The sequence below is a fragment of the Flavobacterium sp. HJSW_4 genome (genome assembly GCF_042436695.1).
Classification (GTDB): domain Bacteria; phylum Bacteroidota; class Bacteroidia; order Flavobacteriales; family Flavobacteriaceae; genus Flavobacterium.
Window position 1 is genome coordinate 1 of sequence record NZ_JBHNPP010000011.1, and the last position, 12,970, is coordinate 12,970.

Here is a 12,970-nt window from a genome sequence, read left to right on the forward strand (position 1 = left end):
ATATAAATGGAGATTACGGAAAACCTTGGGAAGTAACCATGGGAGTAAACTGGTTTCCGTTTAGAACCAAATTTTTCCGCATAAATCCAGAGGTAATGTACGAAAGCCATGCGCCAGTTGGATATTTAAGTTATCCGACACAAGTGGGATCAAAAGGAGTAATTGGAATGTTAAACGTTGAATTGAATTACTAAAAAGACCTGTATTTACGAACATATTCTAAGCCTGTTTGTAAAAGGAAATAATCTTATAACAAATCGAAAATTAAATGTGTATGAAAAATAAAATAATTACAAGAGCGGTTCTAGCAGGGTTCTGTGCTGTATTGGTTTCCTGCAATACAAAAAAGGAAGAAAACGCAGTGATTGACTTAAAGCAAGTCAAGAAAGAAATTCAGGCAAAAGAAAATGAATATGCTGCAACATACAATGCTGGTCAGTTAAAAGAGATCGGATATTATGCTGACGATGCTATTACTTTTTATCAAAACAGGCCACCAATTATTGGTAAAGATGCTAGATATGAATTTTTAAAATCAGATTTAGAAAACAATACCAATGTAATCTCATTTGAAACCAAAGAAGTCTTCGTTTCTCACGATGGAAATCAAGTAGTAGAAGTAGGATACTATAAAGTGACCGACTCTACAAATGTTCCAATTAATACAGGAAACTATATGAGTCTTTTCGAAAAAAGAGATGGCAAATATGTATGCTTGAGAGATATGAGCGCTTCTGATGGATTAACAGAATAAATGCATTCAAATACTTTTCAATTTGGTTTAGGCTTGACGCTTAGCTATGACTTTAGCAAATAATTAAAAACTTTAAAAAACTTAAATTATGAAAAAAATACTATTTATACTTTCATTAGCTTTTGGATTGAATGCAACAGCACAGAATTCTATGGATGAAATTAATATGATCCAAGACCTTTACGGAAAATCGAAGACAGATGTTGTACATGAATATTTAGGTTTAACAGAGGCACAAGAAGCTGCATTTCAGCCAATTTATGATAAATACGAAGCAGAACGTAAAGCTTTAAGCCAGCAGAAGATTAGAATTCTAGAAGATTATGCAAACAATTATGCAACCTTGAGCGATTCTAAAGCTACAGAATTAACATCGGCAAACTTAAAATACAATCAAGATTCTGATAAATTGTTAGCTAAAACACATTCTAAATTGACAAAAGCCATTGGCGGAATCAACGCAGCAAAATTTGTACAGCTGGAGTTGTATTTGCAAGTAACCATACGAGCTGAAATTCAGGATGCCATTCCTTTTATTGGCGAATTGGATAAAACCAAAAAACACTAGACGATTTCTGGGTACAGAGTAGAAAGTATAGAAAGAATCATTTTCTACTCCGCATATTAATATTTTATACTCTTACTATGATAAAGAAATTCACAAAATATTTAACAGTTGCATTAATCATGTCGGCCCAGCTAATTTTTAGTCAGTCTGATGGTGAAGGAAAAGAACTTGGACTTCCAGGAGATAATCTTGATTTGTATGCTGTGATGACTCTGTTTCAGAAATCAAAAACCATTGAGGAATTTGAAAAAAATCTGAATCTGGAGAAAACGGGAATCAATAATTTGGATTTGAATCTGGATAAAAAAGTAGACTTCATAAAAGTAAATACCAAGAAAAATGGAGACTCGTTTACATTTGTTCTTCAAGTCGCTGTAAACAAAAACGAAAATCAAGACGTTGCCGTTATTCTGGTTGATAAAGACAAAAGTGGCAAAGTAAAAATGCAGATTGTGGGCGACGAATTGCTCTACGGAAAAGATTATGTTATAGAACCTGTAACCCAATCGACACCTGCAAAAACAGCAAATCCTGGATATACAGGAAGTGAACCTGTAGCTAGCGCACCAGCCGTAACAGCCGTTGTGGTAGAAACAGTGCCAATTGTACAATATGTGTATTCACCAGCTTATGTGCCGTATTATCCGCCTTATTACTACGGATTTTACCCTCCATATTTTGCTGCTTTTACTGTAATGGCAGTAGGTATTTACCGTCATAATCATTATTACCATCATCATGGGTATCACGGCGGGCATTATCATGGCGGAAATAATGTATATATTAATAACAGAAACAATTTTAATAATTACAACAATAACAAAATGCGGTCTAATACGGTGCGAAACAATACTACCAATAATCGATACAATACCAATCGAGGAGGAGCTTCTGCAAGCACACGACCATCAAATACTGGAGGATCGGGAAGAACAAGAAGCTCATCGCCAAGCGCGGGAACTTCAAATCTTAACAACAATAGAGGAAGTTCTTCAAATTTTAATAATAATAGAAGTAGTTCTTCAAACTCCAATTTTAATCGCGGCGGATCTTCATCAAGACCAAGTGCAGGACAAATGGGAGGCGGTTCTCGAAGCATGGGAGGCGGAGGCTTCGGTGGAGGCGGCGGAAGAAGAAGATAATCATCGTTTAAAGCAAATGATATAAAATAGGTCGAATTTTATATGGCGTTTTGAAATGCTTCATCAAAAAAAATGCGTAAGTCCTTTTGGGTTTACGCATTTTTGGTTTTTAAATACAACTTATTTTATTTTCTTTTAGACAAGTTTCAATATTGGTTAAGGTTCCACTTTTTCTTTTTTCGTTGGAGTTTATATCGTGCGCCAAAAAGTGAGTACACATATTTATGGCTGCAGAATCTCTTTCTAAATCAGATTCAAATCCTCCAATAAAATTCCATTGACTAGCTTTTGTTTTGTATTTATCTGGCGCATATCTAGGTCTTTCTCCCATATGTAGAACAGTAACATTTGGTGTTGCACACTTAAGAACTTCCATTGTTAAAGTATCTACGCCTTTAAAATCACAAACTATAAAATGTACATTTTCAGATTCTAATAATTTATCTATAGCGTTTTTGTAATGATGTATATAATCACTAAAGCTGAGGTTGCCATTGCCGAAGATGTAGACTTTTTGAGACATATTTTATAAAAGAAATTAGAATCTAAATAATTCGATATAATCTATTTGCAATGCATCACAAACTTTTTCTAATGTTGAAAGTGTCGCATTAGAATTTCCTTTTTCCAATCGAGACATATTGCTTTTTTCGAAATTACATTTCGAAGCTAAATCTTGTTGAGAAATGTTTTTCTGAATTCTAATTTCTTGAATTCGTTTTCCGACTTTCTGTTGGATGGTTTCTTTCAAAATAAATTATCTTTTATGATAATTCAAATTTTGTTATATATTTGCCTAAATTGGTTATCATAAAAGATAACTTTAGAAAATAATAATATGGATATTAAAGAATTAAAAGATTTGGAATACATTAAAAAACAATCGGCTCAATATTTAAATATTCTAAAACCAACAGATAATAAAACCTGTAATGCTGAGGTAAAGGTTTTAAATTATTCTGAGTTAGGCTGTTTGATTACAAACACCTTAAAGCTTTGTATTATGGCTTTAGAAAATGAAAACAATAAAAACCCTTCAATAGATGTAGGATTGGTTTTAGAACAAGCACTTCATTTATTTCCTACCGATGAAATGGAATTGTTAGATATTATTAATGAAAGATTGGTGAAGGAATAAAAAAAGCTCCAGATTTCTCTGAAGCTTTTTAATATTTTGGAAAAAGATAATTCTTAGAAATTAGTATTAATCTTTTTTGAACGATCTGCAATGTAAGAGATCAACCAGATTACTTGTCCTTCTTTTACAAAGTAAATTTTCTTTGTAGCATAGTCAGGAATACTTTCAAGACAAGTTACAAGAATATTGTTTGCAGAAATTAGGTATTTTTGGTCGTAAGTGCTTAAAACTCTTGCAGCTTCTTTGTTAGTTTTTGCAAGGGTTGTAAACTTACTAAAGTTGTTTTTAAGAATAGCATCATAATCGATAACATCTTGAAGAGTTAAAGCAACATAATGTTCTTTGTTAACAGTTTCGTCATAAAAAAGAGTTGAGAATGCCCAAACCGCTCCACCAGATAAGTATAATTTATCCTTTTTTGCTAAAGGAGGATTCGCATCAAATAATTCTTTAGTCTTTTTACGCAGAATTACATTATAATCAAAAGATTTTTCCTGATAAGTCGACATATCGTTTATCTGACTTTTATTTACTACTGTTTTTTCTACAGCATCAGTAAGCGTCATTGTTCCAAAGTTAAGCTCTAAAGGAATAAATTCTAATTTACCATCTTTAAGTTCGTCGATATAACCACCTTTAGTAGTTTGAGCACCAATATCAAGAAGGAAAGCAGTAGCGAAATCAACTGGAGGAATAGCACCTTTAACAAGTGTTTTTGCTTCTTCGTTAACCTCTAAAACCTCTAATTGTTTTCCAGTTAAAAGAGCAATTTTGTTTTTTAGAACATCTAAGTTACGCGCACCTGAAAAAACTGGAGCAGCTACAATAAAAATGTTTTCTTCAAGAAGTTTGTTTTCAGCTCTAATTTTTTGCAATTGGGTACTTACTGTAAGAGTAGTTTTAGTGATATCTTCTGGAGTAAGCTCGCCTTTAGCAGTAATATGGTCAGCAAACGGAATTCTCTCAGTCCAGAAAGAAAGAATTTTATAATCAGCTTTTCTGATGTTGCTCACATCAATAACAGAAACTTTTATCGCTCTACGTCCAATTTCGATTCCGGCATAGACACTTTTCTGAGAGAATAAATTAACAGAAAAAAATAAAGTTAAAAGGGTAAAAAATAGGATTAGGGGGTTGTGTTTGTTTTGCATTGTATTGATTTGCGGTTATAATATAATTAAAGTATGTTCTAATGTTTTAGTCGGCTTAAATAAAAATATGCTATCAAACTTAGGATAACGAGGAATAAAACCTACGAATTTTAAAGCCGCAAATTTAAGAAAAACATCTGCTAATAGAAAGCCAGCGATTAAGAAAATATTATTTTAACAGTCAAAAAGACCAATTAAGATGCTAAATATTGAAAATTTTAGTCGGAAATCGAAGATTTGTAGTGTAAATTTTCTCATGAAGACAGTTTTTCTCGGAATGATGAAGAGAAATTTATTGTAGTAATAATATTTCATTATTTTCGTTCTAAAAAATCATCAATCAATCAATCAATCAATCAATCAAAATGAACAAACAATTATTTCTTTATTTTACGGCTTTACTTTTTACAAGTATTATCTCAGGGCAAGAGATAAATGATTTCTTTTCAACGCTTGCTAAAAACAATCTTTTTAACGGCAGTGTTTTAGTCTCCAAATCGGGAGAAAAAGCTTTTTCTAATTTTTACGGATATTCTAATATCGAAAAGAAAGAAAAAATCAATGAGAAATCTCAATTTCCAATTGCATCGGTATCAAAAACATTTACTGCGGTATCAATACTCCAACTCAAACAAAAAGGAAAATTAAATATTGATGATCCAGTTCAAAAATATCTTCCAGATTTTCCTTATCCAAGCGTAAACATTAGACATCTGCTAAGCAATACTTCTGGAGTGGCACAATATTATCGTCTATTTGATAATTTGATGAAAGAACAGCCAGAAAAAGTTATTTCTAACGGAGATATTATTCCTGCATTAATTCAGAATAAAGTACAACTTTCATTTTCGCCAGGAAATAAATGGGAATATAATAATGTCAATTTCTGTCTTGCGGCATTAATTGTAGAAAAAATTTCAGGAATGAGTTTTAGAGATTATTTAGCCAAAAATATTTTTGAACCTGCTAAAATGAAGGATTCATTTCTTCCTAAAAATAGAAGAATTAAAGAACCGAATCAAGTAGAATTGTACACGTATCCCAACTTTTATTCGACGGAAGTAGTTAATGTTGAAACTTTAAAAGATGTTCTTTTAATAGATGAGAAAAGCAATTTTTATGGAAGCGGCGGAATTGTAAGTACGGCTTTAGATTTGCAGAAATATCAAAAAGCATTATTTAGTTATCAGATTTTGGGAAAGAAAGAAGTAGAGGAAGCTCTAACTCCAAGTAAACTCAATGATGGAAAACTTGCTTCTTATCGTTTTGACGAAAAAGAGATGGCTTATTGTTTAGGTTGGCAAACTTATACGAATGAAAATAACGAAAAAATAGTTTTTCATGATGGATTAAATACTGGACTTACCTCTATTTTGATGCATAACATTCCTAAAAATGAAACGATTGTTTTAATATCTAATACAGCAAATCCGGTTTTTCCAATCGCTAGTGAGGTCTTTAGATTAATGGATAATAAGCCTTATAAAATGCCCGTACAGAATCTTTCGAGAGTTTATGGCAATTTGCTTGAAAGCGGAAATAAAGAAAAAGCAAATCAGTTAATTGAAGGATATCTAAAAAATCCAAGCAGTTATGAAGCAACAGAAAGAGATTTTAATAGACTAGGATATCAATTTCTGAGACTTCAAAAAACAGATAATTCTTTGTCAACATTTGCTTCAGCAACATTGCTTTTTCCGAATAGCTCAAATATATATGATAGCTACGGAGAGGCATTGCTTCAAAGCGGTAAAAAAGCAGACGCGATTAAGATGTATCAAAAATCTGTTGAGTTAAATCCAGATAACGAAAACGGGAAAAAAGTATTGAAAGAGTTGCTTTGATCAGATATTATAAAGTCTTGACTAAAGTACAAGAAACAAAAAAGCTTCAGATAACTCTGAAGCTTTTGTTTTTAACTTTTCTTTGTTTTTTGTGTATTTAAACTTGGGTGTCTACATCCTTTATTGGTATACATTGTCCACCAATCTTCTAGTGTGTCAACAACAGGATAAAGCGACTCTCCTAATTCGGTTAAACAATATTCAACTCTTGGAGGTATTTCAGGAAAAACTTTTCTAAAAATTAATCCATCTCGTTCTAATTCTCTAAGTTGGGTACTTAAGGTCGCTTGTGCTAAATTTTCCATTTCTACACGAAGCTCTCCAAATCTTTTTGGACATACTGATCCCATTGCTTTTATTAATGGAATTTTCCATTTGCCTCCAATAATTTTAAAAATTCCGGCTAAGTCAAAATTGTAATCAATATTATTTTCCATTTTTTGTATTTGTAACTGTTTAGTAATGAGTATTAGTATGGTTTACCATACTAAGTACTTTGTTTGTAACTACTTGATATTTAATTTGTTCGTTTGTAGTTTTGTCAAAATTATAAAAAAAAATGTTTATGATAAATGACGAAAATAATAGAAAAGAAGAATTACTATTACAAAGATACGGCATAGATGCTATGCCAAAAGAAATATTATGGAATAATCAAATTGAAGCACTTTTAAGCCATCGTTCAGTTAGAAAATATTTGCCAGATGCTCTTCCAGAAGGAGCGATTGAAACGATCGTTGCGGCAGCGCAATCGGCTTCCAATTCCTCAAACTTAAATCAATGGAGTGTAATTGCAGTTACTGATGTTGAGTTAAAAGCAGAAGTCGCAAAAACTTCAAGATTGGGTTCTAAATTCGGAAAAGGAAATCCGTATATAGAACAAGCGCCTGTTTTTCTGTTGTGGATTGCAGATATGTATCGAAATAATGAAATTTCATCAGTAGAAAACGGCAGCAATGAAGTGCAAAAATATACCGATGCTTTGTTGATGGCTTCTATTGATACCGCTATTGCTTCACAAAATGCAGTTATAGCAGCAGAGTCTCTTGGACTTGGAGTGGTTTATATTGGTGCAATGAGAAACAATGCAAAAGAAATTGCAGCGCTTTTAAATTTACCAGCTTATAGTTATGTTGTTTTTGGAATGGTTTTAGGAATGCCAGATCCATCTGAAGTTAGTAGCATACGACCTCGTTTAAGCCAAAAAGCTGTATTGCATTATAATGGATATGATAGAAAAAGTTGGAAAGAAGAAGTTCCAGTTTATGAAAAAGCTTTTCTAAAATTTAGGCAAGATAATAGTTTAAAACCACAGACTTGGCAAGATGCTGTTCGATTTTCATCAAATGATATGACTTATATGGAAGGAAGACAAAATTTACGACAGACACTGGAAGAAAGAGGTTTTGAACTTCGATAAAATTTAAGTTGTTGTTGATTTTAAGGAACTTGATAAAAAAAAACACCGCTCAAAATGAGTGGTGTTTTTTTTTGTAAATTATTTAAGATTCTATAAAAAGAAGTAACCAACAGATGCTTGAAATACTCCATTTCTATTTTCTGTACTAACTTTAGTTATTCCTAAGTCATATCTTGCACTAAAATTAAGTCCGTTTTCTAGTTTATAGCCTAGACCAAAATTAACGCCAAAATCAAAAGTAGTGAATGAATTTGTTACTTTCACTCCTTCATTTTTAGCAGAAAGTAAAAAACCTATTTGTGGTCCAGCTTCAAGACTCAATCCTTTTGTTACATAGTATTTTCCCATTAAAGGAATGTTCAGATAATTCATAGCAATAACATCATTATTGAAGCTATATCCTTGACGAGAATACATGAGTTCAGGTTGAAAAGAAAATTTTTCAGAAATTGGAATTTCCGATACAACGCCAACATGGTAGGATGTTACATAATCAATGTTGTTGGTGTTACTTCCGTTGACAGTTGAAAAGTTTAAACCCGCTTTAGCTCCAAATTTAATTTCTTGGGCATTAACATTCGCAAATCCTAAAACTGTAAAAACAGCTAGCAATAAAATTTTTTTCATAAAGATTGATTTGAATTATTTGAAACCAAAATTCGTGTAAGAAAAATTAGAAAAGGTTTCAAAAGCTTAAAATTGAATAAATCGGTACTCATTTATCTTTTATTTGTCTTTTTCTTAGGTTTTAATTGTATTTCCTTTAACAGTAAATAAAATGAATTAAGTATAGTTTCGTCAAACAAAAATATAAGAAATAGACTAAAAACAATTTTGTACTGGTAGCATTATGTTGACAGTATGCCTAAACAACGACGATATAGATTGATCTTTACAATTTTCTTTAACACAGCCATTTTCCAAGGATTAGTTCTTGGAGCAATTATCTTAAAATCGCCACTATTTAAGAGCAATGCCAATAAATATCTGGCCTACGCAATATTTGCACTTTCTATTCTTATCGCAAATCTCGTTTTCGAAATAATTGATATTTATAGCAGTATGCCTTTTCTGCGATTTCTCGATGATGTAGAATGGGCATTCATTTTCCCGGTTTTCATTTTTATGTTTGTCATACATCAGGTGAATCATCCCATCAGAAATTCGAAAAAGATTCGATGGCTGTATGTGCCGTTTTTATATTCAGCTTTTTCAAATATTTTTTATGATTGTGATGTTGTTGCCCATTTTTTTACAATCCCTGTTGCTCTTAAAAACTTTTTAGAAACTCTAGGAGATTTTGATTTTTTTATTATTCTGCTCTTTATGCCTTTTATGGCTGTTTATACTTTCAGTTTTATTAAATTTTCAAAGGATAAGCAAGAAAAAAAATGGATCACTTTTTTATGGGTTCTCGTTTATGCATTAATGCTATCTTGGATTACAGCCATTTTAATCGGACTGTTTTTTCATTATGATGTTTCATATGTTATGAGAATTCTTGCCCTTTTTGCTACATTTTTAATTCATTGCACTACCTATTATGGTGTATTCAGATATAGATTGGCAGACAATAAGGAAGAAATAGAGGAGTTGCTGTACCAAGAAATTCCTTCAGAAAACCTTGTATCTGTTGAAGAGGTAATTCTTAAAAAAAGCAATGATGCAATTGCTTTGGATCTTTTTACAAAAGAAAATCCTTATTTCAAAAGACTACAGGAGCTTTGTGAGGAACAAGAAATTTACAGAGACAGCAGTCTAAACAGAGAAAAAGTGGCTGAACAGTTAGGAATAAGTGCAGGATATGTTTCGCAGCTTGTTAATGCGATTACCGAAGATAACTTTGCAAATTACATCAATAATTATCGGGTGGAAGCTGTGAAAAAAATGATTCTCGATTCGGATTATGAAAACTACAGCTTGCTAGCAATGGGTTTAGAATCGGGTTTTACTTCAAAGACTACATTTCACAATGCTTTCAAAAAATCGACAGGAATGACACCAAACAGTTTCCGTAACAATAATAAATAAGTTCGGATTTCTTCAGTCTTAAGTTATTTGGACTTTTCAATTTTTCAATCCATTTAGTTTTGGCGATGATAATCAACTTAATCATCTCAAACTATATGAAATTAAATCGGTTTCTGTTTAGCGCTGCAATTTTGTCTGCGGTCTCTGTTCAATCTCAAACGACTGAAAAAAAGAATCAGCTCGAATTTTCTGTTGGAAACAATTTTGGCTATTTAAAAAATCTCGAATTTGCTCCCGTAGCAACTTACGAGTATCAAGGTTTGATTTATAAATTAAACTATGCTCGAACGAGTAAAAATGATAATTTATTTGAAGTAAATCTAGACCTTCTTTCAACGGATCTAAAAACAGATAAGTTATCTATTCTCAATACCGATTATTACAAAGGCGGAATGAATTTTTCGTATTTAAAAAAAGTGTATGACAGAAATAGATTTACAATACACGCAGGATTGCAATTGCGAACTTCTTTGGCTGCATATCACGATGGAGATTATATTTCGTTTCATCAGGAGTTCGGCATTACAGGTAGATTCAGTTATCAGATAAATGAAAAACAGTATCTGTCTTCAAAATTAACTCTTCCTATTATGCTACTTCGAGTTACCAACGCCGAAGGCAAATTTTACATTGTAGACAATTATCAAAGTGTTTTATGGGATTTAGAATACGGTTATAAACTTTCCAATCATTTTGATGTAAAGGCAACTTACAACTTTAATTATTCCCGACTTCAAATTCCGAGTGCTTACAGAGAATTACAGCATCAATTAAACCTTGGTATTAACTATAAATTCTAATCATGAAATATATCAAATCTACAGTTTACGCATTTATTTTTATAGTTGCTTTTTTGCTAACATCTTGTGCAGACATGCTAATGGGAGATGAAGGTAAATTTGACGAAGATGTCTATTTAAATTACAAAACAAAAACAGTGTTGGAACTGCCTTTTGAAGACGATTGGTACATCGTTGCGGGCGGAAAATCGCTAGAAGAAAATCATCATTTTGCGCCTAGTCGCCATCAGAGATATGCGCTCGACATGGTTCATATAGTAAACAGAAGTAACAAAACCGGAGACGGAACCAAAAATGAAGATTATTATTGTTTTGGCAAACGCCTGAACGCACCTGGAAATGGAAAAATTATTGCAATGGAAAATGCCATAGAAGACAATGTTCCTGGAATTAAAAACAGCAAACAGCCATTAGGAAATTATATTATAATTGATCATTTGAATGGAGAATATTCCTTTATGATTCATTTTAAAAAGAATTCCATCATCGTTGCAGTAGGAGATACTGTCGTGAGAGGACAACAAGTAGGTTTGGCAGGAAATAGCGGATATTCTACTGGGCCGCATTTGCATTATCATTTGCAGACAACTCCGTTGCTAGATACTGGTGTTGGTGTTCCGATGCAATTTGTAAACTATTATGCAGATGATGTTTTTACAGAAAGAGGGGAACCTGTTACTTCTCAAACAGTAAGGAAAAATTGAGAATTTGTATAAATAAAAAGCTTCAGAGCAATCTGAAGCTTTTTTATTTATTGGCAAATGCATTCAAAATTAAACAAAGAAGAATTAATTCGATCATTAATTTTTAAGCCAAATTTTGACTACTGATTCTGAATTTTTAATTGTAAGTTTTTTATTATCAGAGTTATATGGGGTTGTTACGGTTGTTAATTAATTTATCTCCGAAATTTTCTGTTAAAATTTAAATTTGTGAATTTTTTTTTGAAAACAAAAACTTACATTTACTTCGAAAAAATAACAAACCTTTTCTTAGGATATGCCCAGTCTAGAAAAAATAAATTTTTATAATGGCCGTGAATTAAAGCATAGCAGTTTTAATGAAACAAGAAAATATGGATACAGGTATCAGGATTTTGAAAATGAAAAGCTTATAAAAGAAGTACATTACGAAGTCGAAATTAACTGCAAAATAAACGACGCCTATAATGATTTCATTTTTGAAGTAAATCGTAAACAGGTGTATGTTGACAATAAAGAACCTAATTTACTGGTAGAGCAAATGCTGGACAAATGTGCGAAAGCAATTTTTCCAATAAAGATCATACCTGCCGAAGATGGTACAATATATGAGATTGACAACCATCATGAAATTGTACAAAGATGGAATTCCTTAAAAAAACATCTTGGTTCTTATTATTATAGCGAGGTTGCTTATAAAATACTCAACAAAGTTCAAAAACTCATTTTGAACAAGCAGGAACTTGAAAAGTCATTGAATCAGGATTGGTTTTTTCATTTATATTTTTCTCCAATCTATATTGACTATCCTTTGGAAACAGCTCAGACGTACAAATGGAAATCGCCTATTTTAGGAAATCAATCTATTGATTACAGAGTAAATCATACAATTGAAGAGTATTACACAGCTACAGACAAGATAATTGTTAACGCTAAAGGTAAAAGCATTGATGAGCGGTCTATCGAAGAAGTTTTAGAGGGAATTAATTATCCAAAGGCAAAATTGCAGGATATGCCCTATAAAACTTTAGAATCAGAAATGGAAGTACAATATAAACTCTATGGCGAGGACAGGTCAATATTTTCAATTATTGCGGCTTATGAAACTAAAATAAATGATGCAAAAAAGAAAGTGCAAAAAATAGCACTATTCCATTTAGTAGAAGATGAAGATTTTAGACCAGACTCTGATCTTGGAGCACGAAAGGCACATGAACAATTTCAGAATTTTCAAACTATGGGAGACGAAGATATTATTGATATAAGTGAAAGATTAAAAGGTTTTAAGCATATTCAGAATTCAGAAGAACCTTCTGAAAAAATACGCCTGTTTGTAGAAGAAATTCCAACCATTGAAAGAAAAAGCTCTTTAGCGAATTTCTTAAACATGTTCAAAAAATAAAATAATTTAATCCAGATTA

The 12,970-nt window shown here is 31.9% G+C and carries 16 protein-coding genes; 11 read left to right on the forward strand and 5 right to left on the reverse strand.

What is annotated here, in order from left to right; all coding sequences use genetic code 11:
* The 4 genes from ACE01P_RS12025 to ACE01P_RS12040 form a co-directional block, all read left to right on the forward strand.
* Positions 1-194: hypothetical protein (locus ACE01P_RS12025; protein ID WP_379697950.1), on the forward strand; the 194-nt coding region annotated here is incomplete at its 5' end.
* Positions 195-274: 80 nt separating this feature from the next.
* A complete protein-coding gene (locus ACE01P_RS12030; RefSeq protein ID WP_379697952.1) occupies positions 275-754 on the forward strand; it encodes a YybH family protein in 480 nt (159 codons plus the stop codon).
* Positions 755-842: 88 nt separating this feature from the next.
* Entirely contained in the window at positions 843-1,322 is a 480-nt protein-coding gene (locus ACE01P_RS12035; protein ID WP_379697955.1) for a hypothetical protein, read from the forward strand.
* Between the two features lie 77 nt (positions 1,323-1,399).
* Entirely contained in the window at positions 1,400-2,464 is a 1,065-nt protein-coding gene (locus ACE01P_RS12040) for a hypothetical protein (RefSeq protein ID WP_379697958.1), read from the forward strand.
* Positions 2,465-2,573: 109 nt separating this feature from the next.
* On the opposite strand, the gene ACE01P_RS12045 is transcribed toward ACE01P_RS12040, so the two are convergent.
* On the reverse strand, positions 2,574-2,987 hold the full coding sequence (locus ACE01P_RS12045) for a hypothetical protein (protein WP_379697960.1): 414 nt from the start codon (positions 2,985-2,987) through the stop codon (positions 2,574-2,576).
* Between the two features lie 15 nt (positions 2,988-3,002).
* Positions 3,003-3,215, reverse strand: a complete 213-nt coding sequence (locus ACE01P_RS12050) for a helix-turn-helix domain-containing protein (RefSeq protein ID WP_379697962.1) — start codon at positions 3,213-3,215, stop codon at positions 3,003-3,005.
* Positions 3,216-3,302: 87 nt separating this feature from the next.
* On the opposite strand from ACE01P_RS12050, the gene ACE01P_RS12055 reads away from it, so the two are divergent.
* Positions 3,303-3,602 (forward strand): hypothetical protein, encoded by a 300-nt coding sequence (locus ACE01P_RS12055; protein WP_379697965.1) that lies wholly within the window; start codon positions 3,303-3,305, stop codon positions 3,600-3,602.
* Positions 3,603-3,655: 53 nt separating this feature from the next.
* On the opposite strand, the gene ACE01P_RS12060 is transcribed toward ACE01P_RS12055, so the two are convergent.
* Positions 3,656-4,753 (reverse strand): exopolyphosphatase, encoded by a 1,098-nt coding sequence (locus ACE01P_RS12060; RefSeq protein WP_379697968.1) that lies wholly within the window; start codon positions 4,751-4,753, stop codon positions 3,656-3,658.
* A gap of 365 nt (positions 4,754-5,118) precedes the next feature.
* On the opposite strand from ACE01P_RS12060, the gene ACE01P_RS12065 reads away from it, so the two are divergent.
* Positions 5,119-6,597, forward strand: a complete 1,479-nt coding sequence (locus ACE01P_RS12065; RefSeq protein WP_379697971.1) for a serine hydrolase — start codon at positions 5,119-5,121, stop codon at positions 6,595-6,597.
* A 71-nt stretch (positions 6,598-6,668) separates the two neighbouring features.
* On the opposite strand, the gene ACE01P_RS12070 is transcribed toward ACE01P_RS12065, so the two are convergent.
* Entirely contained in the window at positions 6,669-7,034 is a 366-nt protein-coding gene (locus tag ACE01P_RS12070) for a winged helix-turn-helix transcriptional regulator (RefSeq protein ID WP_379697974.1), read from the reverse strand.
* Positions 7,035-7,162: 128 nt separating this feature from the next.
* On the opposite strand from ACE01P_RS12070, the gene ACE01P_RS12075 reads away from it, so the two are divergent.
* Positions 7,163-8,017: a nitroreductase family protein gene (locus ACE01P_RS12075; RefSeq protein WP_379697977.1), complete on the forward strand. Its 855-nt coding sequence runs from the start codon at positions 7,163-7,165 to the stop codon at positions 8,015-8,017.
* Positions 8,018-8,107: 90 nt separating this feature from the next.
* Here the strand turns inward: ACE01P_RS12075 and ACE01P_RS12080 are convergent, their stop codons facing one another.
* A complete protein-coding gene (locus tag ACE01P_RS12080) occupies positions 8,108-8,644 on the reverse strand; it encodes a porin family protein (protein ID WP_379697979.1) in 537 nt (178 codons plus the stop codon).
* Between the two features lie 234 nt (positions 8,645-8,878).
* Here ACE01P_RS12080 and ACE01P_RS12085 point away from each other — a divergent pair, with 234 nt between their 5' ends.
* The 4 genes from ACE01P_RS12085 (at position 8,879) to ACE01P_RS12100 (ending at position 12,951) form a co-directional block, all read left to right on the forward strand.
* Complete coding sequence (locus tag ACE01P_RS12085; protein WP_379697981.1) at positions 8,879-10,048, forward strand: helix-turn-helix domain-containing protein; 1,170 nt, start codon at positions 8,879-8,881, stop codon at positions 10,046-10,048.
* 95 nt (positions 10,049-10,143) lie between these two features.
* The gene (locus ACE01P_RS12090) at positions 10,144-10,848 is read left to right on the forward strand and encodes a hypothetical protein (protein WP_379697984.1); all 705 of its coding nucleotides are present in this window, start codon (positions 10,144-10,146) and stop codon (positions 10,846-10,848) included.
* Between the two features lie 2 nt (positions 10,849-10,850).
* A complete protein-coding gene (locus tag ACE01P_RS12095; protein WP_379697987.1) occupies positions 10,851-11,552 on the forward strand; it encodes a M23 family metallopeptidase in 702 nt (233 codons plus the stop codon).
* A gap of 295 nt (positions 11,553-11,847) precedes the next feature.
* Positions 11,848-12,951: a hypothetical protein gene (locus ACE01P_RS12100; RefSeq protein ID WP_379697989.1), complete on the forward strand. Its 1,104-nt coding sequence runs from the start codon at positions 11,848-11,850 to the stop codon at positions 12,949-12,951.
* Positions 12,952-12,970: the final 19 nt, after the last annotated feature.

Excerpts from the sequence above, each read along its gene's own strand:
- ACE01P_RS12080 (WP_379697979.1), bottom strand. The coding sequence starts at position 8,644 with ATGAAAAAAATTTTATTGCTAGCTGTTTTTACAGTTTTAGGATTTGCG.
- ACE01P_RS12090 (WP_379697984.1), top strand. The coding sequence starts at position 10,144 with ATGAAATTAAATCGGTTTCTGTTTAGCGCTGCAATTTTGTCTGCGGTC.
- ACE01P_RS12055 (WP_379697965.1), top strand. The coding sequence starts at position 3,303 with ATGGATATTAAAGAATTAAAAGATTTGGAATACATTAAAAAACAATCG.
- ACE01P_RS12060 (WP_379697968.1), bottom strand. The coding sequence starts at position 4,753 with ATGCAAAACAAACACAACCCCCTAATCCTATTTTTTACCCTTTTAACT.
- ACE01P_RS12095 (WP_379697987.1), top strand. The coding sequence starts at position 10,851 with ATGAAATATATCAAATCTACAGTTTACGCATTTATTTTTATAGTTGCT.
- ACE01P_RS12075 (WP_379697977.1), top strand. The coding sequence starts at position 7,163 with ATGATAAATGACGAAAATAATAGAAAAGAAGAATTACTATTACAAAGA.
- ACE01P_RS12045 (WP_379697960.1), bottom strand. The coding sequence starts at position 2,987 with ATGTCTCAAAAAGTCTACATCTTCGGCAATGGCAACCTCAGCTTTAGT.
- ACE01P_RS12030 (WP_379697952.1), top strand. The coding sequence starts at position 275 with ATGAAAAATAAAATAATTACAAGAGCGGTTCTAGCAGGGTTCTGTGCT.
- ACE01P_RS12065 (WP_379697971.1), top strand. The coding sequence starts at position 5,119 with ATGAACAAACAATTATTTCTTTATTTTACGGCTTTACTTTTTACAAGT.
- ACE01P_RS12085 (WP_379697981.1), top strand. The coding sequence starts at position 8,879 with ATGCCTAAACAACGACGATATAGATTGATCTTTACAATTTTCTTTAAC.
- ACE01P_RS12035 (WP_379697955.1), top strand. The coding sequence starts at position 843 with ATGAAAAAAATACTATTTATACTTTCATTAGCTTTTGGATTGAATGCA.
- ACE01P_RS12070 (WP_379697974.1), bottom strand. The coding sequence starts at position 7,034 with ATGGAAAATAATATTGATTACAATTTTGACTTAGCCGGAATTTTTAAA.
- ACE01P_RS12040 (WP_379697958.1), top strand. The coding sequence starts at position 1,400 with ATGATAAAGAAATTCACAAAATATTTAACAGTTGCATTAATCATGTCG.
- ACE01P_RS12100 (WP_379697989.1), top strand. The coding sequence starts at position 11,848 with ATGCCCAGTCTAGAAAAAATAAATTTTTATAATGGCCGTGAATTAAAG.